The organism is Burkholderia alba (genome assembly GCF_034721475.1).
In the GTDB taxonomy this organism is placed as follows: domain Bacteria; phylum Pseudomonadota; class Gammaproteobacteria; order Burkholderiales; family Burkholderiaceae; genus Burkholderia; species Burkholderia alba.
Map to the genome: position 1 here is coordinate 1 of NZ_JAWJWL010000032.1, position 20,820 is coordinate 20,820.

The 20,820-nt window shown below is 66.9% G+C and carries 16 protein-coding genes and 1 pseudogene; 10 read left to right on the forward strand and 7 right to left on the reverse strand.

The genetic code is table 11. The features are described from left to right. Positions 1-231 precede the first annotated feature (231 nt). A complete protein-coding gene (locus RZR99_RS27180) occupies positions 232-1,545 on the reverse strand; it encodes an MFS transporter (protein WP_323122875.1) in 1,314 nt (437 codons plus the stop codon). Between the two features lie 151 nt (positions 1,546-1,696). Between RZR99_RS27180 and RZR99_RS27185 the strand changes: the two genes are divergently transcribed. Next, the gene (locus tag RZR99_RS27185) at positions 1,697-2,650 is read left to right on the forward strand and encodes a LysR family transcriptional regulator (protein ID WP_323122876.1); all 954 of its coding nucleotides are present in this window, start codon (positions 1,697-1,699) and stop codon (positions 2,648-2,650) included. Positions 2,651-2,762: 112 nt separating this feature from the next. On the opposite strand, the gene RZR99_RS27190 is transcribed toward RZR99_RS27185, so the two are convergent. Then, positions 2,763-3,875 carry a cytochrome P450 gene (locus tag RZR99_RS27190; RefSeq protein WP_323122877.1) on the reverse strand — a complete coding sequence of 371 codons (1,113 nt, stop codon included), beginning with the start codon at positions 3,873-3,875 and terminating at the stop codon, positions 2,763-2,765. A gap of 42 nt (positions 3,876-3,917) precedes the next feature. Next, positions 3,918-4,133: a tryptorubin family RiPP precursor gene (locus RZR99_RS33385; RefSeq protein WP_407655507.1), complete on the reverse strand. Its 216-nt coding sequence runs from the start codon at positions 4,131-4,133 to the stop codon at positions 3,918-3,920. A gap of 754 nt (positions 4,134-4,887) precedes the next feature. Here RZR99_RS33385 and RZR99_RS27195 point away from each other — a divergent pair. The 3 genes from RZR99_RS27195 (at position 4,888) to RZR99_RS27205 (ending at position 7,996) form a co-directional block, all read left to right on the forward strand. Further along, positions 4,888-5,646, forward strand: coding sequence for an SDR family NAD(P)-dependent oxidoreductase (locus tag RZR99_RS27195; RefSeq protein WP_323122878.1), 759 nt, complete (start codon positions 4,888-4,890; stop codon positions 5,644-5,646). Between the two features lie 863 nt (positions 5,647-6,509). Further along, entirely contained in the window at positions 6,510-7,646 is a 1,137-nt protein-coding gene (locus RZR99_RS27200; RefSeq protein WP_407655508.1) for a TIGR03364 family FAD-dependent oxidoreductase, read from the forward strand. Positions 7,647-7,717: 71 nt separating this feature from the next. Beyond that, positions 7,718-7,996, forward strand: a complete 279-nt coding sequence (locus tag RZR99_RS27205; RefSeq protein ID WP_323122880.1) for a hypothetical protein — start codon at positions 7,718-7,720, stop codon at positions 7,994-7,996. Here RZR99_RS27205 and RZR99_RS27210 read toward each other — a convergent pair. From RZR99_RS27210 to RZR99_RS27220, 3 genes are all read right to left on the reverse strand, one after another. After that, the gene (locus RZR99_RS27210) at positions 7,984-10,149 is read right to left on the reverse strand and encodes a TonB-dependent siderophore receptor (RefSeq protein WP_323122881.1); all 2,166 of its coding nucleotides are present in this window, start codon (positions 10,147-10,149) and stop codon (positions 7,984-7,986) included. The genes RZR99_RS27205 and RZR99_RS27210 overlap by 13 nt on opposite strands. Before the next feature lie 640 nt (positions 10,150-10,789). Then, complete coding sequence (locus RZR99_RS27215; RefSeq protein WP_323122882.1) at positions 10,790-11,185, reverse strand: GFA family protein; 396 nt, start codon at positions 11,183-11,185, stop codon at positions 10,790-10,792. A gap of 272 nt (positions 11,186-11,457) precedes the next feature. Then, complete coding sequence (locus RZR99_RS27220; protein ID WP_323122883.1) at positions 11,458-12,420, reverse strand: LysR family transcriptional regulator; 963 nt, start codon at positions 12,418-12,420, stop codon at positions 11,458-11,460. Between the two features lie 146 nt (positions 12,421-12,566). Here RZR99_RS27220 and RZR99_RS27225 point away from each other — a divergent pair, with 146 nt between their 5' ends. From RZR99_RS27225 to RZR99_RS27250, 6 genes and pseudogenes are all read left to right on the forward strand, one after another. Next, entirely contained in the window at positions 12,567-13,301 is a 735-nt protein-coding gene (locus RZR99_RS27225) for an SDR family NAD(P)-dependent oxidoreductase (RefSeq protein WP_323122884.1), read from the forward strand. A gap of 96 nt (positions 13,302-13,397) precedes the next feature. After that, positions 13,398-13,604, forward strand: coding sequence for a tautomerase family protein (locus RZR99_RS27230; RefSeq protein ID WP_323122885.1), 207 nt, complete (start codon positions 13,398-13,400; stop codon positions 13,602-13,604). Between the two features lie 161 nt (positions 13,605-13,765). Then, complete coding sequence (locus RZR99_RS27235; protein ID WP_323122886.1) at positions 13,766-15,031, forward strand: MFS transporter; 1,266 nt, start codon at positions 13,766-13,768, stop codon at positions 15,029-15,031. A 25-nt stretch (positions 15,032-15,056) separates the two neighbouring features. After that, positions 15,057-16,127 (forward strand): NAD(P)H-dependent flavin oxidoreductase, encoded by a 1,071-nt coding sequence (locus RZR99_RS27240; protein WP_323122887.1) that lies wholly within the window; start codon positions 15,057-15,059, stop codon positions 16,125-16,127. 216 nt (positions 16,128-16,343) lie between these two features. Then, positions 16,344-17,615, forward strand: coding sequence for a hypothetical protein (locus RZR99_RS27245; protein ID WP_323122888.1), 1,272 nt, complete (start codon positions 16,344-16,346; stop codon positions 17,613-17,615). Between the two features lie 69 nt (positions 17,616-17,684). Continuing rightward, positions 17,685-18,042, forward strand: a pseudogene (locus tag RZR99_RS27250) (hypothetical protein); the annotation flags it as partial. 218 nt (positions 18,043-18,260) lie between these two features. Here the strand turns inward: RZR99_RS27250 and RZR99_RS27255 are convergent. After that, positions 18,261-20,633 (reverse strand): DNA polymerase II, encoded by a 2,373-nt coding sequence (locus tag RZR99_RS27255; protein WP_323122889.1) that lies wholly within the window; start codon positions 20,631-20,633, stop codon positions 18,261-18,263. Positions 20,634-20,820 lie beyond the last annotated feature (187 nt).

Below are 20,820 nucleotides of genomic sequence, written 5' to 3' on the forward strand. Positions count from 1 at the left end.
GTCGCCGGATTGACGATGTCGCGCCATTCGGTGCTGGCCGACTCGACGAATTCGCCGTCGATCAGCAGCTTGACCGTTGCGACGGAGGAGTTCGATGCCTGGGTCACTGCATTCATCATGGATTCTCTCTTTCGGATAAGTGCCGGCGGGCGGGTTGCGCCCGAGCGCGGCGGAAAACGGCAGGACGGCGCGGCGAGCGCCGTCCCGGAACGAACCTGGCCGGCAGGCCGGTCAATCGGCGCGCGGCCGCATCAGCGACGTGCAGATCAGGGCGACGATGCCCAGCGCCACCATGTACGCGACGACGTAGCGCGGATTGCCGCCGCCTGCCGCCAGCAGCGCCGTCGCGATCATCGGCGCGACGCCGCCGCCCAGCACGCCGGCCAGTTGAACCGACAGCGAGATACCGCTGTAGCGGATCTCGGCGGGGAACTGCGCGGCGAAGAGCTGGGATTCCGGCGCGTAGAGGATCGGGAATACGACGCCGGCGCCCAGCACCATCGCCCACCACACCAGGGCCGGATGCCGTGTGCCGAGCATCGCGAAGAACGGCGCGACGAACAGGCACATGATCACGAGGCCGATCAGGAACAGCGTGCGCTGGCCGATCCGGTCGCTCAGCCAGCCGCAGAACGGCATCGTGAACAGCGACAGGACGGCGCCCGCCGTGATCGCGTTGAGGATGTCGGCCTTGGGGATCTTCAGCTGATTCGCCGCATAGGCGAGCGCGAACGCGACGACCAGATAGAACCAGGTGTTTTCGGCGGTGCGCGCGCCGAGGATGATCAGCAGCTCGCGCGGCTGGCGCTTCAATACGTCGAGCACCGGCGCTTTCACCGGCGGCCCCGCCGCCTTCACCGTTTCGAAATCGGGAGATTCCGGCACGCTCACGCGGATCACCCAGCCGATCACGACCAGCACGATGCTGGCGAGAAACGGAATGCGCCAGCCCCAAGAGAGCAACTGGTCCTCGGGCAGGCGCGTCACGGCCGCCATCGCGAGCGAGGACAGGATCAAGCCGAAACCCACGCCCGTTTGCGGAAGGCTGCCGAAGAACCCCTTGCGTCCGGGCGGCGCGTGCTCGACGGCCATCAGCACGGCGCCGCCCCACTCGCCGCCGACCGCCATTCCCTGCAGAAAGCGCATGGCCACGAGCAGCGCCGCGGCGCCGTAGCCGATGCTCTGATAAGGCGGAATCAGGCCGATCACCATGCTCGGAATACCCATCAGCAGCAGCGTGACGAGCAGCATCGACTTGCGTCCGACGCGGTCGCCGAAATGGCCGAACACGATGCCGCCCATCGGTCGTCCGATGAAGCCGACGCCATAGGTCGCGAATGCCGCGAGCGTGCCGAGGACAGGGTCGAGCGTGGGAAAGAAGATCTTGTTGAAGACCAGCGCCGCGGCGGTGCCGTACAGGAAGAAGTCGTACCACTCGATCGTCGTGCCGGCCATGCTGGCCCAGCCCGCGAGAAGGTAATCCCGGGCGCGCCTCGGGCGCGACCGAAGCCGGGCCGCCCCGTCGGTCGTTGAGGGTATCTGCATGCTGGGTCGTCTCCGTTCGTCTTTATTGGGTCGGCCGTACGGACGCGACACGCGTCGCGCGTCCGGCCCATGCCGCCGATATTGCGCCGGCATCCGGAGGAGTATATTTATTCGAATATCCACTGGATACAGACGAAAAAGCCCATCCGATATGCAAAAAAACACAAGCGGGAGACTGCGGGAATTGAACTGGGACGATCTGCGCTATTTCCTCGAGGTGGCGCGGACGCAGCGCGCGAGCGGCGCGGCGAAGCGGCTGGGCGTCGATCACACCACCGTGGCCCGGCGCGTGCGGGAGCTTGAGGCGGCGCTCAACACGGTGCTGTTCGACAAATCGCGGGCGGGCGGCTTCGTGCTGACCGCCGAGGGCCAGCGCCTGCTCCGTTACGCGGACACGATCGAGACGACCGTGCATTCGGCGAGCGAGCAGTTCGCGGGCGGCGCGCAGTCGCTGACGGGGCATGTGCGGATCGGCTCGACGGAGGGCTTCGGCAGCTTCTTCCTGTCGTCGCAGCTGGCGCGTTTCACGGGTAGCCATCCCGACGTATCGATCGACTTGCTGCCGGTGCCGCATTTCGTGAGCCTGTCCAAGCGCGAAGCCGATCTGGCGATCATGCTGGAGCGGCCGAAGCACGGCCAGTATGTCTGCACGCGGCTATGCGACTACCGGCTCAAGCTGTACGGCACCGCGGACTATCTGGCGCGCCATCCGCCGATCCGCTCGGTGGCCGATCTCCGGCATCATGCGTTCATCGACTACGTCGAGGATCTGGCGTTCAGCCATGAGCTGCTCTATCTGAATCGCGCGGTGCCGAACGTCACGGCGAAGCTGCGCAGCACCAGCGTCATCGCGCAGTATTACGCGGCGCTGCAGGGCGATGCACTGGCGATCCTGCCGTGCTTCATGGCCGAGCCGAACCCGCTGCTGGTGCAGGTGCTGCCCGACGACGTGGTCGTGACGCGGCGCTTCTGGCTGTGCGGGCGCGAAGATCTGCGCAAGCTGCGCCGGATCACGGCGCTGTGGGACTACCTTCGCGCGGTGGCGGACGCGAACCGGCCGCTGCTGATGGGGGAGTCGACGGAAATGCGGTACGTGGACGCCTGAGCGGCGCAACGCGCGAGCCGGGTCGCCGCCGGCCTCGCGGGCGCCGGGGCGGTGATCCGGCGCGGCCGCGAATGCGCGGACGGGCGGGGACAAGGCCTGCGCGTCGGCGCGCTCATGCGCGCACGATATCGACTTCCGTGACGCCCAGCAATCCCGTGAGACGGACGTCGGCCCGGGTCTGGCGCGGGTTCACCACGAGGCCGCCGTCACGCACGATGTCGAGCATCATCTCGGCCAGCGGCATCACCATGTGGCGTCCCCAGCAGCGTTCGGAAACATGGCCGAACGGGAGATAGCCGGGGTGATCGTCGGGATCCAGCCGGTCCCAGCGCTCGGGCCGGAACGTTTCGGGATCGTCCCAGAGCGCGGGGTCGCGGTGGCTCAGCAGCGGCAGCAGCAGGATGTCGTCGTCCGGCTTGATCCGGTCGTCGAGCGCGGGATACTCGGGCGATGCATTGCGCAGGATGTTCCAGGACGGCGGCAGCAGCCGCAGCGCTTCGTACAGGATGTTCCGGTTCGACATGCGATCGTCGAAGGGCGACCCCAGCCACAGCGCGTTGGCGACCAGAGTGGAGATGGTGAAGCAGACCGGGGCGGCCGTGCGCCGGTACAGGCCCATCGCGTAGCGGCGTTCGTCGTAGCTCGGCGCGGCGGCGGAAAAGGCGGCGAGCGAGGAGGCGCCCTCGCGCAGCGTGAAGGAACGTACCGCGCCCGTGGCGATGACGGCCCAGGTGAGCATCGGCGTCAGCTCCAGGATGCGATTCATCAGGAAACGCAGCCGGCGCGGGTCGTCACGGAGGATCAGGTCGCGCAGATACACATGTCCGACGTGCGGCCATGCGCCGGAGAAATCGAGATTCGCGGGGATCGGGCGCTTCAGGGCCGCGCGCACGTCGCGGCCGATCGCCTGCATCTGCTGCAAGGCCTGCGGGCGCGCGATCGAACGGCCCTGCAGCGGCTTGAAGGTCGGCCGCTCGATCTCGGTGGCGGGCCTGGCGCGAAGGAGCCTGTCGCTCAGATCGGCGCCGGCGACGCCGACGGTGTTGGCATCCAGGCGGAACACATCCTCGCCGAGATGATCGCGCAGCAGCGCGTGAAGCCTGGGAGAAAAGGCGGTCGTCCGCGCAGGCCGACCCGCGACGGGCAACGACGAGCCGGGGCGGGCGGGCGGAGAACCACGCCCGGCGAACTGTTCGGTAGCTTCACTGGACGCGGTCCGGTTCATCACTTACATCCCTTCAGGAAGAGAAGATGTCGGTTCGAACGTTCAATACCAGATGTACCAGGCGTATGCCTTGAGGCTTTTCTTGGACGTGAGCTTGTCTTTCAGCGAGAAAAGAATTTTCATGATTAGCCCTTTCATTGTGATGAGCCGCCTTGATGAGGCGGCGTCTGTGGGAGTTGTACTGCCCTCGAAAACATGCGCCGCGGCCGGTGTGATGCCCCGGCGACATGCTGTATGTACATATCGAGATATGTACATTTCGAAACTAAACCAGATCAATATTTTTAAGTAAACCTTTTTCTCAATGCGGGGTTATTTGCCCAATAATTGAGCGTGAATTTCATGTCGACATTCGAATGCTTGCGTATTGATATGTCGAATCGTCTCGAACAATTGTCGATAAATGTTCTGATGGAACGATCGATTTGATTATTTCGGATTGAGGATTTTTCGTCTTCGATGGGCGGGCACGGTGCCGGCGGCGTCGCGGTCGGCGGGCGGAATCGTCGATCCGGCAGGCGTCCAAGGCAGGGGTTTTCGCACATCGAGGCCGGCGGTTTGCGAAGCGATTCGTTGGCGATGGCGGTCTCGTGTCGATCGCGTCGCTGATCGAAAGCAGGGGGGCGCACGTCAATCGGCGGCGCCCGGCGGCTGATTCATCGATGTATCGGCGTGTAGTAACGGCTGGTCATTCAGGTCGTGGACATACCGATTGATTCCAATAGAAAATCATCGTTTTTTTTTGCGAAAAATTCATGAAAAACGGATTGAATGACAGGCTGAATAAAAATAAATAATCCCGATTTCGTTGAAAAATCTCGCTTCCGGAAAGCGCATGCCAAGCGGGCCGCATGATGTCGAATGAGGATGCCGGAGAGCGCGCGGCGGCCGGGAGATATCCTGGGGATGGGCGCAAGGGGATTGGAACCGGACCGGCGCCGGGTTAGAACGCCCTGACCGGTACGGCCGTTCGACGAGGCCGGGTATCTTCAGGACAAACAAGGATGCGGGAATGACGAAACTCAAGGATCGGGTGGCGATCGTCACGGGGGCGCAGCGCGGCATCGGGCTGGCGATCGCGGAGCGGTTCGCGGCGGAAGGCGCGAAGCTCGTGGTCGTGGATCTGAACGACGCATCGGGCGAGATCGACGCGTTGCGCGCACGCGGGCACGACGCCGCCTTCGTTCGGGCGGACGTTTCGCGGGAGGCCGATGTGGCGCATGCGGTCGAACGGACGTTGGCGCTCCACGGCCGCATCGACATCCTGGTCAACAACGCCGGCATCGAGTTCGCAAAGACCGTCGTCGATACCACGGTCGAGGAATGGGACAGGCTGATGGCCGTCAATTTGCGCGGTGCGTTTTTGTGCGCGCGGGCCGTCATTCCTCCGATGCGCAAGCAGGGCAAAGGCAACATCATCAACATCGCGTCCGAACTCGGGCTGGTCGGCGAAGCCAACGTGGCGGCCTATTGCGCGTCGAAGGGCGGCGTGGTGATGCTCAGCAAGGCCATGGCGATCGATCACGGCCGCGAAGGCATCCGGATCAACTGCCTGTGTCCGGGGCCGGTCACGACGCAGCTGTTTGAAGACGTCTTGACCAGTCGCGATGATCCTCAAGGTCTTCGCCGGCGATTTGAGGCGGCGACCGTATTGGGCCGGCTGGGGCGCCCCGAGGAAGTGGCTGCCGCTGCGGCGTTCCTCGCCAGCGACGACTCCGCGTTCATGGCGGGAGCGGATCTGGTCGTGGATGGCGGCTGGACCGCGCGATAGGCGCCGCCGGGCTCCGGAGGACAGTCGAACGGATCGGCTGGCCGACGGATGCGGAGCAAGCGGATACGAACCGCGCGTCGGCCGTTGTTCCCTGCACGACCGCGGCCTTGGCGAAGATCGACGAAGCGGCGAATCGATGCCCGCCGAGCGCGGTCTTGCCGCATCGCCATGGGCGGCGATGCCCCTCTCATGAAGACGGTGGAACGAACGTCGCGCCGTTCGCTTCCGGCGCAATCGGTCCGGCCCGGCGCCGCGACACCCTCGACGTGATGCGTGCTGCGCTGCCTGATCGAACGAGACGCACGCGCGTTGACGCGCACTGCATTGCGTACCCGCGTTGAATAAGTGGACCTGATGCGCCGCCGGCCGACATGCGCGTGCGTGTCTCGGTGTAGTGGCAAAAAGTGCCAATTTAGGTGATTTTGTGGTTTTCATGAATCTGTCATTTCGCGTCGCCATATTCCCGGTGTCGCGCGATACCTCGGGGAATCATCGTCGGCAACGGCACCGGGGCGGCCCGGGTTCCGGACGATGGAGAAGCGGCCGACGTTCCCGAAATCCTCGGACGCCGGTGTCGGCGCGTTCCGCGCATCGGCGAGCGGGGCACGAAGCGGATTCCGGTCGACCGGCATGCGGCGATGGCGCGCAAGCGGAGCGGGACCGCGCGCCGGAAGGAGCAAAGGGGCGCGGCACGTCCGGCAAGTGGGCCGGGGACGTCAAGCGTCGATAACAGGAAGCCCGGAAACGGGTCGGCAAGCCGATCCGTTTCCGGGTTTCCGCTCGCGCGAACAGGCGGGCGACAACGGATGCGCGCCGCCCGACGATGCGGGCGGCGCGCGTGGTTTCGAGAGAGGGACAGCGCAATCGTGAATTCCATCAGCACGGCCAACGCCTACGATCTGATTGTCGTCGGCGCCGGCATCATCGGCCTGGCGCATGCGTATACCGCCGCGAGCAAGGGGCTCCGCGTCTGCGTGATCGAACGCGACGCCGCGTGTGTCGGCGCGTCGATCCGCAATTTCGGTTTCGTCACTGTCACCGGGCAGCATGCCGAGCACAGCTGGCGTCGTGCGCGGATCAGCCGCGAAGTATGGGCCGACGTGGCGCCGCAGGCTCGCATCGACGTGCTCCATGCGGGCCTGCATCTTGTCGCGCGCCGCCCCGAGGCGATGGCGTTGATCGACGCGTTCATGCGGACCGGGATGGCGGCCGGCTGCGAGATCCTGACGCCCGGCGAGGCGGCGTCGAAGGCGCCCGAACTCAAACTGGACGGCGTGCAGGGCGTGTTCCACAGCCCACACGAGCTGCGCGTCGAACCGCGCACCGCGATCGGGCTGCTGGCGGCCTGGCTGGCCGAACGCTTCGGCGTGCGGTTCCGTTACGGCGAGATGGTGCACGACGTGCGTGCGCCGTCGGTGCGTACCTCGCGCGGCGTGCTGCATGCGGAGCGCGTCGTCGTCTGCGGCAACGCGGACAGCCGCCACCTGTACGGCACGTGGTTCGCGAAGCATGCGGTGCGGCTATGTCAGCTGCAGATGCTGCGCGTGCGCCCGCGGCGCGCGCTCGCGCTGCGCGCGGCGGTGATGACCGACCTGAGTCTGCTGCGCTATCAGGGCTTCGCCGCGTTGCCCGCCGCGCAGGCGCTGCGCGCGCGGCTGGAGGCGGAGGAATCCGTCAGTCTGCGCCACGGCATCCATCTGATCGCGGTGCAGAGCGCCGACGGCAGTCTGGTGGTGGGCGACTCGCACGCATACGGCGCGGCGCCGTTGCCGTTCGCGACGCAGGAGATCGATGCGCTGATCCTGCGCCACCTGCATGAAACGCTCGACGTGCCGGACCTGGAGGTGGTCGAGCGCTGGACCGGCACCTATCCGTCGGCCTCCGATGCCGATTGCGTCATCGAGGCGCCGGACGATGCCACGCGCGTGGTCGTCGTGACGAGCGGCGCGGGGATGAGCACGGGCTTCGGGATTGCGCGGGACGTGTTCGCTTCGTGGTGAGCGGGGGCGGCATGCAGGCCGTGCCCGCGAGCGATGCGCGGGCCGTTTGATTGGCGGCGTGGCTTCGGACGATGGACGGCGTGCGTTTCGATAGCCCGAACTTCCGGCAAGTGAGCGGTCGCTACCCGACGCATGATCCGGCGGATGTTTCGCCCGCCGCCCGCCGCGCGGGCCGCATGCAGCGGCAGGTCGGCGGCGAAATAGCCGCCAGGAGGGCCGGCGCGATGGCGCGCGCGGCCAGCGCGGCTCTGGACGAGCCGCGCGAGCGCCGCGAATCGGCCGGCGTTTCGCGGCGCCCCGCGAGGGCGCGCGCGGATTGCCCTTCGGTTCGCCGCGATTACCAGCGGTAATTCATCCCCGCGAACACCTGCCGCCCGTAACCGAATGCGCACCAGCTGCCGTAGTAGCACGACGCAACGTAATCCTTGTTGAACAGGTTCTGCGCGTTCACGTACAGTTCGGCCCCCTTGAACCGCGGCGCCGCCCGGCCGAGATCGTAGCGAAGCGTGGCGTCGACGAGGAAGAAGCTCTGCACCTTGAAGCTGTTGTCGGTGCTGTAGGTCGTGCCGGTGTAGCGGCCGCCGGCTCCCATCGACAGACCGGCGAGCGGGCCTCGATCGATCGTGTAGTACGCCCACAGCGCGCCCTGATTCTGCGGCACGGCCGCGACGTGCTTGCCTTCGAGGCCGTCGTTGTCCTTCGTGTAGACGGTATTCAGGTACGTGTAGCTCGCGGTGACGTTCAGCGCGTTCGTCAGGCTGACTTTCGCCTCGAGTTCGAGGCCGCGCGAGCGGGCTTCGCCGGCTTGCGTCTGGAAGTTCGGATTCGACGCATTCTTGGTGAGCAGGTTCGAGCGCGTGAGGCTGAACAGCGCGGCGGTGAACAGCGCGTCGACGTTCTTCGGCTGGAACTTGATGCCGATCTCGTACTGATGTCCGCGTTCGGGATCGAACGCCTTGCCGTTGATGTCGGAGCCGGCTTGCGGCGTGAACGATTCCGTGTAGCTGACGTAGGGCGCGATGCCGTTCTGGAACACGTAGGTGAATCCGGCCCGGCCCGTGAACGCCCGGTTGAACTGGCTCGACGCCGCGCCGGAAGTCTCGTTGCGCGTCTTGCTGCCGGCCCAGTCCTCGCGCCCGCTCAACGTCAGGATCGCATCGCCGAAGCGCGCCTGGTCCTGCGCATACACGCCGTACTGGGTACCGCTCAGCACCTGCCTGTAGCGGGACGGTGGCGCGATGGTCTGGTTGTACCTCGGCGCGAAGAGGTCGATCGGCGGCGCCGAGCCTAAGCCGGCCTCGTAGTTGCTCGCGTAATGCTGATAGTCGAAGCCGACGAGCAGCGTGTGATCGATCGGGCCGGTCGAGAAATTGCCTTCGAGCTGGTTGTCGAACGCGATCGTGTTCAGGTTGTCCGTCGACGCGGCGGTGGCGCGGTTGAGCGTGCGCAGGTCCGCTGCGAGCGCCGATGCGTAGACGCTCGCGTAGTCCTGCGACAGATGCAGGAAACGGCCGTTCGAACGGAACTTCCAGGTGTTCGTGAGGCGCCGCTCGAACTTGTAGCCGACGGATTCCTGGACGCGGCTGAAGCGCTCGAAGTTCGGATCGCCGTCGTAGAAGTTGCTGGGGATCCTGCCGTACGGGTTGTCGAGCACGGAGCCTTGCGGCGGGACGCTGCCGTAGGACGTGCTGCGCGGATCGCGCTGATAGAGGGCGAACAGCGTCAGTGACGTCTGGTTGTCCGGCCGCCAGGTGAACGACGGCGCGATCGCGATCCGCTCGTTCTTCGTCTGGCTCACCTGCCCGTTTTCCTTGCGGGCGATGCCGGTCACGCGATAGAGGTAGCGCGTATCGTCGGCAATCGGCCCGGACAGGTCGAACTTGCCCTGCACATGTCCGTAGTTGCCGAACTCGACGCCTACTTCGTGCAGCGGCCGTGCCGTCGGCAGCTTGCTTTCCTGATTCAACAGCCCGCCCGCCGCCGCCTGCCCGTATAGCACGGAAACCGGCCCCTTCAGTACCTCGATCCGGTCCAGCAGATAAGGATCGACCTGCGGCGTCGCATACCATCCGTTGCCGACCAGCTTCAGCCCGTTCCAGTACGTGTCGGCATCGAAGCCGCGCACTTTCAGCAGGTCGTAGCGCGTCGCGATGCCGCCGCGCGTCTCCGGCGACACGCCCGACGTGTACCGCACGGCCGCGTTCAGGGTTTGCGCGTTCTGCTGGTCCATCTGCTCGCGCGTGACGACGGACACGGATTGCGGCGTCTCGAGAATCGACGCGCCGAATTTCAGCGCGGTCGAGTTCGAGGTCGCGACGTAGCCGGCGGTCGGCCCGTACGGCGTGTCCCGGTCGCTTTGCGAGGTCACGTTGACGGCCGGAAGCGCATGCTCGACAGCCGAGTTCGCGGCTGTCTTCCCGGCGGCTTGGCCGGTCTCCTGCGCCTGTGCATACTGGCCCGCCGCGAACAGAAGCAACACCGCCATCTTCATGGGTCTCACCATGACCGAATTCGTCCCACCTGCCATCACCCTGCTTCTCCCCGATCGTTTCTGTAAATGCAAATACGAATTATTTCTATTTGCGGAGCGCATTCTCACGCTTGGTAATGCGTTTGTAAAGCCTGTCTCGATCATGTTGTCGGGTTCGGATAATGGGGCGGGAAGGGACCGCCGGGCAGGGCATCGGGGGACGGGCCGCTCGGCGCGTTGCGCGCTCGGGGCGCCGGCTCACGGTTCCGGGAGGTGGGGGACAGGGACGAGGCGCCCGCCCGGGTCAAGCGCTGCTCCAGTCCGATGCCGGTCCCGAGCGAGATCGGGATCCGGCCGCTAGACGAGAAGGAGGATGGTCGACGAGCGGCGGGAGCCGGCCGTCGTGGAAATGCGCGACCGGATGCACGAGAGGCTTCGCGGCAACCGAGGCCGCCGGACGGGGCCGGCGTGGCTGACGCGCGGCGAGCACGAACCGACGGCGCGGGTTTTCTCAATGCGTCCGAGCCCGGCCGCTTGCCGTTCCGTCAGCCCCGGGCTCGCTCGAATCGACCCGGCACGGAAGCCGGCCCGGACGAGGCTCCGGATCTGCCGTTCGATCTGCCGTTCGGCGCGTGAAGCGCGGCCGGCGGTCCGCCAGCGCCGAGGGCCGCTGCTAGTGCATGTGTTCGATGCCGTCGGGCATGCGTACCCACGCGTGCATGCGGTCTTCGTACACCGAGAAGCTGGGGCTGGGGAATGCCGGGTCGGCGAATGCGCCGACCGGAATGCCGACGAACCCCTCGAACCCCGCGATCGTGTAGTGCACCGTGGCGCCGCAAGCGGGACAAAAGGTGAACGTGCATTGGCCGCCCTCGTCCCCGACGCGGACAAACTCCCGGCCTTGCCCCGAGAAGCGCACGTTGGCCCGGGCAAAGCGCGCTTGAGCGCCGAAGACACTGCCGGTGCGACGCTGGCAAGCCAGACAATGGCAGACGGAGACGCGGATGGGATCTCCGTCGACCGTCGCGGTGAGTTGTCCGCAACTGCAGCTGGCGATGCGAGTAGACATGGCGAGTCACCTGGGTTGGGGGGGCCCGACTGATCGAGCGAGGCCATGTTACTGCCGATTCCGGCCCCGGTCGACGGGCGAAGGACGCTCCCGCTCGCTGCCTGTCGCGGCCTTGCCGCCGCCGCGCTCGGCATGGCCGCGCGACCGGGGCGGGGCTGCCTCGCAAGCACGGTGACGGCAGGCAAGCGGGGCCCTGTCCGGCCGTGACGTACCCGCCGTTTCCGAATAGCGCGCCCCCGCCGGCCGCGATGCCGCCCGTTCGTGCTTGCCGCCTACCTCCTGACCCGCCTGCCCTTGCCGGAACCCGCTGCCGCCGCAGCCTGAAGGCGCCGGGTTTCCTCCATCACGAAATCGATGAAGGCCCGCACGCGAAGCGGCAACAGCCGCCCGTGCGGATAGATCAGGCTATACGGGCGGGTGCGTCCGCCGAAGGGCTGCAGGACTTCCGTCAGCGTTCCGTCTGCCAGCGCGTTCTCGACGACGAACCGGTAGGCCTGGAACAGCCCGGCGCCGGCCTTCGCCAGCGTGACGCCGGCGAGCACGTCGTCCGAACAGGAGTAGTTGCCGTCGAGCGAGAGATCCTTCTCGTGGCCGTCCTCGTTGAACAGCCACGGAATCCGCCGCCCGCTGCTCGGCAGATCGAACTGGATGCACTCGTGCCGTTCCAGGTCGGCGAGCGTGCGCGGCACGCCCGCGCGTTGCAGATAGGCCGGGCTGGCCACCATGATCAGCGGCGCCTCTTCGAGCAGGCGAACGATCATCGTCGAATCCGGCTGCGCGCGCACCCGGATGGCGAGGTCGTAGTTCTCGTCGTGCAGATCGACGTTGCGATTGCCGATGTGGACTTCGAGCTTGATCGACGGGTACTTCGCCCGGAATGCCGGGAGCATCGGCAGCAGACGGTGGTGGCCGTACGTCGTCGGCGCGGTGATGCGCAGCGTGCCGCCCGGCTGCACTTGCTCGCCGGTGACGTTGCGCTCGGCCTCGACCAGCTGGTTCAGCGCCTGGCTGCATTCCTCGAAGTAAGCCCTGCCGCTCTCGGTGAGCCGGATGCTGCGGGTCGAGCGCACGAACAGCCGCACGCCCAGGCGCTTTTCCAGCCGCGAGATCGACCGGCTGACCGCCGCGGGCGTCACGCCGGCGGCGAGCGCGGCGGACGTGAAGGTGCCGGATTCCGCCGCGAGGCAGAACAGCTCGATGCTGCCCAGTTGAACGTCGTCGAAATGTCGCTTCATGATTTGTTACACCATGTATCAACAGAAGTGTATCAGCACCTGTTTATCGCTTCCATCGGCATCAATAGAATGCATCTCAAGCCGGTACAGCCCGATTCCCCGCTGACGCCGGCGTCCGTTTCCTGTTATCCGATCGAGGTGAAATCATGAGTCAAGCAGACAAGACCGTCGTCATCACGGGCGCCAGCAGCGGTATCGGCCTGGGCCTGGCGGAAGCCTTCCTGAAGGAGGGCTACAACGTAGTGGGAACCGGCCGCTCGAGCGAACGGCTGCAGGCGAGCGCCGCCCGGCTGAACGCGGGCGAGCGCTTCCTCGGCGTCGCGGGCGACGTCGGCGATCCGGCGTCCGCCGGCAGGGTGATCGAGCAGGCCGTTGCCCGGTACGGCAAGGTCGACGTGCTGGTGAACAACGCCGGCATCTTCGCGGCGAAGCCGTTCGTCGAGTTCACGCCCGCCGAGATCGACGAGCAGATTTCCACCAATCTGAAGGGCGTGCTGTATGCGTCGCAGGCGGCGGCCAGGCACATGATCGGCCGCCGGCGCGGCAAGATCATCAGCATCACCGCGTCGATCGCGCTGCAGCCGATCGGCAACGTTCCGGCACTGCTCGCCGTCGCGCTGAAGGGCGGCGTGAATCAGGCGACCCGCGCGCTGGCGCTGGAGCTCGCGCCGCACGGCATCACCGTGAATGCGGTCGCCCCGGGCGTGGTCGATACGCCGATGCATCCCGCCGAGACGCATGCTTTCCTGAACACGCTGCAGCCGCTGGGGCGTATCGCGAAGGTCAGCGAAGTCGCCGACGCCGTGCTTTACCTGGCCCGATCCGACTACGTGACCGGCACGGTCATGCCGGTCGACGGCGGCGCGAGCGCCGGCAAATGAGCGCCGCCGCCTCCGGCGCCGGAATCGATATCCGGCGCCCGGGGCGGCAGCCTGTGCGGATCGCATGCGGTCCGCATCACTCAACGGAGTCGAATCATGCCGTTCGTCAGCATTCGCATCACGCGCGAAGGCGTGAGCGCCGAGCAGAAGGCGCAAGTCATCAGGGAAGTGACCGACACCCTCGAACGCGTGCTGCACAAGCCGCCCGAGTGGACCCACATCGTGATCGAGAAGGTGGAGACCGATAACTGGGGTTTCGGCGGCCGCACCACCACCGCGATTCGCCGTGAGCAGGCCGGTTAGCCCGGCGTACGGCGCAGCGCGAGGCAAACACGGCCGGCGCCCGTCGGGCGCCGGCACTCCGTCCGCCGATGCCGTGGGGCATGCGCGCGCATCGCGCCGCTCCCGGCGGCCCAGGCACTCAACACGGTCGGCCCGATGGGCCGTCCGGCGAGGTAGCGAATATGTCGACCCTACTCAGTCAGCGCGCGGGAGGCCGGGTCACGGATGTCCGTCGGCCCGGCTATGCGGAGCGCAACGCCGCGCACTGGCGGCGCAATCTCGCCGTCTGCGTGTTCGGCTCGTTTACCACGCTGGTCAGCCTCAGCATGCTGCTGCCGTTCCTGCCGCTGTACGTGCGGCAGCTGGGCGCTGCGACGCCGTCCGCCGTGATCCAGTGGTCGGGCGTGGCGTTCGGCGCGACGTTTTTCGGCACCGCCGTCACGGCGCCGCTCTGGGGCCATCTGGCGGATCGCTACGGGCGCAAGCCCATGCTCGTGCGCGCGGCGATCGGCATGGCGATCGTGATGTCGCTGATCGGCGTCGCGCATAGCGTCGTTCAGCTGGTGCTGCTGCGACTGGCGGCCGGGCTGATCGGCGGGTACGCGTCGGCGGCGATCGTGATGATCGGCACGCAGGTACCGCGCGAGCGTGCCGGGTGGGCACTGGGCATCCTGTCGACCGGCGCGCTGACGGGCAACCTGGTCGGTCCGCTGGTGGGCGGCTTCCTGCCGGCCTGGGTCGGCCTTCGCGGCACGTTCTTCGTCGGCGGCGCGATGATCGCCGCGGCGGCCGCGGCGACGATCCTGCTGGTCCGCGAGGATTTCGATCGTGCGGCCGATACGACGATCCGGGCCGCGCGGGAAGGTGCGCCGATGACGGCGGCCGACCGCACGCGCATCGGCGCGCTGCTGCTCACGGCGATGATGGTGCTGCTCGCCAACATGTCGATCGAGCCGATCATCACCGTGTTCATCGGGCAGCTCGGCGTGTCCGACGATCACGTCGCCCGCACGGCGGGCATCGTCATGGCCGCATCGGCGCTGGGCAGCCTGTTGACGGCGGCGCGGCTCGGCGCGCTGGCGGACCGGATCGGCGGGTGGAAGGTCATCGTCGGGTGCCTGCTGGCGACGGGGCTCGTGATGGTGCCGCAGGCGTTCGTGACACACTGGTGGCAACTGGCGGCATTGCGCGGGCTCATGGGCATGACGATCGCCGGGCTGCTTCCCGCGATCGCCAAGCTGATGCGGCAAACCGTGAACGAGCGCGGCACGGGCAAGGCGCTCGGCTATCTGCAGTCGGCCCAGTTCAGCGGACAGGTGGTCGGTCCGCTGATCGGCGGGCAGATCGGCGCGCATGTCGGCCTGCACCCGGTATTTTTCGTGACGGGCGCGCTGCTGGTGCTGTGCGCGGGGCTCAACCAGTGGGTACAGTCCCGCCGGACTCAGTGAATGCTGGACAACCGGGAGAGACATCATGACAGCTGCATCGCCGCGGTCGCTGCTCGAATTGCTCGATATCGCATGGCCGATCATCCAGGCGCCGATGGCCGGAACCTCGACGCCCGCGATGGCGGCGGCGGTATCCAACGCGGGCGGCCTCGGGTCGATCGGCGTGGGCGCGGCATCCGCGGACGCCGCGGGCGACATGATCGCGGCGATGCGCGAGCGGTCCGCACGCGCGCTGAACGTCAACGTGTTCTGCCATCGGCCGGCGCAAGCGGACGAGGCGCGCGAAGCGGCGTGGCTCGATCGGCTTCGCCCCGAGTTCGAACGGGTGAAGGCGGCGCCGCCCGCCGCGATGCATGAGATCTACCGGAGCTTCCTCGCCGATGAAGCGATGTTCCGGACCTTGCTCGCCGCCAGGCCCAAGGTCGTGAGCTTTCACTTCGGCGTGCCTTCGCGCGAGTGGATTCGCGCGTTGCGCGAAGCGGGCATCGTGCTGCTGGGCTCCGCGACGAATCTTCGCGAAGCGCGTCTCGCCGTGGAGGCGGGCGTGCATGCCGTCGTCGCCCAAGGCTACGAGGCGGGAGGCCATCGCGGAATCTACGATCCGGACGGCGAAGACGAGCGGCTCGGCACGATCGCGCTGGTACGCATTCTCGCGCGCGCACTCGACGTGCCCGTGATCGCCGCCGGCGGGATCATGGACGGCGCGGGCATTGCGGCGGCGCTCCGGCTCGGCGCGAGCGCCGCGCAACTGGGGACGGCGTTCGTGGGCACCGACGAATCGGCGGCGGACGCGGGCTACCGCGCGGCGCTGTTCAGCGATGCCGCGCACCACACGGTCATGACGCGCGTCATTTCCGGCCGGCCGGCGCGATGTCTCGCCAATCGCTTCACGGCGTGGGGCGAGGCTGTGTCGCCGGCCGACGTGCCCGCGTACCCGATTGCGTACGACGCGGGAAAATCGCTCAACGTCGCCGCGAAGGCGCTGCGCGAGACCGGCTATGGCGCGCAATGGGCGGGGCAGGGTGCGCCGCTTGCGCGCGCGATGACCACGGAAAAACTGATGGGCGAACTGATTGCGGAACTCGCCGCGCGTTGATCGCGCGCGCGTTGTTTTCATCGGGCGGCCGTCGGGAAACGATCTCGGATCGCCGTGCGATTGTCGGGGAAATCGCGCACGGCAGGCCGCCCGGATAGCTATCCGCAAGCCGATTGAAATTCGATGCGTGGACGCGGGAATGGAAGGCGCGATCGCGGTGGGCGTCGCGCCTATCGCCGAGCTATGATGCGAAACCCATTTTCTTCCAAGGCGGCCATGAAACGTCTCATTCCGTTAGTCCTGCTGTCGTGTGCGGGGCTCGCCTGCACCGTGTCGCTGGCCGCAGAAAGCCGGCAGCCCATTCCCCGCTATGTCGAACCCGGCGCATATGCTGCTGCCGGCATGCTGGTGCAAAGTCTGGAGGGGCCGGTCAAGGACGCTGAAATCCAGTCGTTCGTCGACTTTGCTCAGACGCTGCGGCCCGGGCTCGGCAATGTCGGCAACGAATGGGCGCAGGGCCGCAGCGGCGAAAACCTCAAGGCCATGTCGCTGGTGTACGACATGGCGCCGCGCAAGGAAATTCTGGACAGGATGGTGTCGTTTTGCGACACGCTGCTGTCCCAGCGCAACGACATCCTTCCCGCGCCCGCGGGCCATCGCGTGATCTGGACCGGCCGCGTCGATCCGGTGTGGCCGAACGACCCGGACGCCCATCCGATTCAGACCGGGGGCGAGCAGGGCGACCCGGTGGGACACCTCGCGAGCTGCGCCCGGCAGATCCTGAAGACGCCGGCGCTTTACGACCAGGGCGTGAGCGGCGGAGACCCGTTCCATTTCGGCGCGACTTACCTGGATCGTGCGCGGCGCTACGTCGTCGAAGCGGACAAGACGGTCGACCAGCACATCCTGCGATCGCTGCTGACGCTCGACGGCAGCGGCCACATGATTTTCTCCGACGCTTCGCCGTACAAATCCGGCAAGCCGGTGCCGTGGAACCAGCAGATGATGTTCGACTACGGCTTCCTCAATCTCGCGCAGGCGCACGAGCTGCTGAAGGACGACCCGCAACGGGTGCAGCGCTACGACCAGATCGTCAAGGCCAATCTCGACTGGTTCATGAACGACGGCCTGACGCGTTACGCGGACAAGCGCGGCCGCACCGCGTTCGACTGGGGCTACACCATGCCGGACGTCTCCGGCGAAGACGGCAATCACGGCAATCTCGATGTCGCCGGGTTCTATCGGCTTTCGCAGAGCGGCCGCTACAACGTCGGCATCGACTGGATGGCGCCGATGGCCAACACGGTCATGGACGTCCTGCGGCTCGGCGACCGCCGCTTTGCCGGGCGGCTGAACGGCACCACCGGCGACGGCAACAGCAAGGGCACCAACTATCTGCGTAGCGGCTATCTGTTCCTCGCGCTGCTGCAGCCCGACGCGTACGCCACGATGATGGGCGACGGCGGTATCCAGGTCGGCAGTACCGGCGACATCGGTGCTTACTCGCGCTTCCTGTGGGTGAAGTATCGGCGTGCCGGCGGCAAATGAGCGGCAGCCGAGCGGTTTGCCGTGCCGCGATGGCGCTCGGGAGCTCTTCCGCGCACTTGAGCAGATCGCGCGTGCGGCGCCGAAAACGACCTGTCGCGGCTGAACGCCGCCGACGCGTATATCGGCGCAATGGCCTCGATCTGCCGCAAGAGTCGGGGTCGCCTCGATCGTCTGGGTGACGGGTTATGCGGTCGATTACGGCGGGCTGCAGGGGGATGCGTTCGACGACAAGGGGAAGCCGAAGCATCGGCGTGGCGTGTCCAGCAAGCCCGGCGTCTACTTTCCGGGCCTGCCGCCGCTGTCGCGCCGTGGTTCGCGTTTCATCCGGGGCATCTGGCACGACGCGAAGCATATCGCCACGCAGCGGAAATACCCGTCGTACGAGGATGCGGGGCAGCGCGAGGGGCGCGAGCGGTTGGATGCGGCGGGAAGCAGCGAGTCCGAGGCGCCGCGAAATGCGACGCTCAGTGATGTGGCGGGCATTGAAGTTCATGCGTCGCCTTCATGTCGGGCGATGAGCGCGCATCGAGCCTCGGTCGCGGTATCGGGTGACCGAGGGGATTGGCGAGCGGGCACGCGGGCGCCCGCTGTTCGAAGACAAGCGAGCGCATGCGATACATCGCGCATCGATCGGCATGGCCCCGCCTACCCGTGAAACAGCGACCCCTGCCCCGAAATCACCGTTTCGAAGTCGTCGCGCAGGAACGGCAGGATCGCGTCGGCGACCGGCTGCAGCTGACGGCTCATGTAGAACGCGTAGTCGATCGGTGAGCGCAGGGTTTCGAGCGGCTCCGGCCCGGCGGTGGTCATCACGTAGCTGATCCAGCCGCCGCGCTGGTACTGCAGCGGCCGTCCGTTCGCCTCGTTGAACGCGTCGGCGACGCGCGCGGCGCGAACGTGCGGCGGCACGTTGCGCTGATACTCGCTCAACGGGCGGCGCAGGCGCTTGCGATAGACCAGCAGTTCGTCGAGTTCGCCGCCGAGCGTGCGGCGGACGTAGTCGCGAACGTAATCCTGGTAGGGCTCGCGCATGAAGACGAGACGGTACAGCTCCCGCTGGAATTGCTGCGCGAGCGGCGTCCAGTCGGTTCGTACCGTCTCCAGGCCCTTGAACACGATGTCCCCGGTGCCGTCGGCCGCGACCGTCAGGCCCGCGTAGCGCTTCTTGCTGCCTTCTTCCGCGCCCCGGACGGTCGGCATCAGGAAGCGGTGATAGTGCCGCTCGTACTGCAGCTCGAGCGCGCTGTCGAGGCCGAACCGGTCGCGCAGATGCGTCTTCCACCAGCGATTCACCCATTCGACGATCGCGCGCCCGGTGCGCGCGGATTCCTCGTCGGTATACGGGCGCTTGAGCCACACGAAGGTCGAATCGGTGTCGCCGTAGATCACTTCGTAGCCCTGCGATTCGATGAGTTCGCGGGTCTTGTGCATGATCTCGTGCCCGCGCATCGTGATCGACGACGCGAGCCTCGGATCGAAGAACCGGCAGCCCGTCGAGCCGAGCACGCCGTAGAACGCGTTCATGATGATCTTCAACGCTTGCGATAGCGGCGGATTCCGCTGGCGTTTGGCGAGTTCGCGGCTTTCCCAGACCGTCTTGACGATGTCCGGCAGGCAATGGCGGGTCCGCGAGAAGCGGGCGCCGACGAAGCCGGGCACCGAATGCGCGTCGTCGGGCTGCGCGAGGCCCTCGATCAGCCCGGCCGGATCGATCAGGAACGAGCGGATGATCGACGGGTACAGGCTCTTGTAGTCGAACACGAGCACCGAATCGTAGAGCCCCGGCCGCGAATCCATCACGAAGCCGCCGGGGCTCGTCTGCCCCGTCACGTCGCCGAGATTCGGCGCGACGTAGCCGAGCCGGTGCATGCGCGGCAGGTACAGATGCGTGAAGGCCGCCACCGAGCCGCCGCTGCGATCCGTCGCGAGGCCGGTGACGGTCGCGCGTTCGAGCATGAACGACAGCAGATTCGCCTTCTCGAAGACGCGCGTGACCAGTTCGCAATCCTTCAGGTTGTAGCGCGCGAGCGCCGGCTTGTCGTGATCGAAGCGGCGCTGGATCTCGTCCATCCGCTGGTAGGGATTGTCGATCGCCTTGCCCTCGCCGAGCAGCGACTGCGCGACATACTCGAGGCTGAACGACGGAAAGGTCCAGGTCGCGGATTTCAGCGCCTCGATGCCGTCGATCAGGAGACGCCCGGCCGCGGCGGCAAAGAAGTGGTCCGGGTGCTGGCTGTGCGCCCGCCAGTCGAGCGTGCCGCCGCCTCGCCCGAGCCGCAGCGGGATGCCGTGCTGTTGCGCATGCGCGTTCAGCACCCGCAAGTCGAACTGGATGAGATTCCAGCCGATGATCGCATCCGGATCGTATTGCGCCATCCAGTCGTTCAGGCGGGCGAGCAGCGCGGGCCGGCTGTCGCAGTATTCGAGGTCGAAGTCCAGGTCTCGCGCGTCGGCATGGGCGGGGCCGAGCATGAATACCTGCCGTTGCCCGCAGCCTTCCAGCGCGATCGAATACAGCTCGCCGTGCGCGCTGGTCTCGATGTCGAGCGAAACGCAGCGCAGCGCGGGACGGTAGTGGGGGGTCGGTTTCAGTTCGGCATCGGCGAGGGCGCCGTCGCCGGCCGGCACGCCGCGAAACAGGACCGGCGCCGTGATGAAGCGTTCCATCATGTAGCGGTCCGTCGGCGTGATGTCGGATTCGTAGACATCGACACCGGCGCGGACCAGGCGCTTCTGGAGCCCGACCAGGTTGCGGTAGCGCCGGCAATAGAGCCCGACGACCGGGCGCTGCCGGAAATCCTGCAGTGCGAGCGGGCGCAGCTCGGCGTCGCTTTCTCCCGCCAGCACGCGTTCGGCGTCGACCCGCTGCTCGGCCGGAATGAACGCGACCGACTCCTGCGGACGCAGCCGTACCTGACGCGGGCCGTGCCCGGTCGCCAGCCAGAACGCTATTTCGATGCCGTTCGGGGTGTCCCGCCAGTGGCGCGTGAGAATGAAGCCCTGCTCGAATTCCGTCAAGACGCACGCTCGTTGTCGATGCTCAGGCGGCGGATTTTAGCGCCTGGACGCGGCGCGCGCTGAACTGTCGCCCCAGGCATCCGGGCGCGCGGGATCAACCGGCGGCATCGCGCGTGCGTTGCGGCGTGGTTCCCCGTCAGGCGCCCGCGCGGCGAGCCCACCGCCTTCCATCAAGAAAATGCAGCAA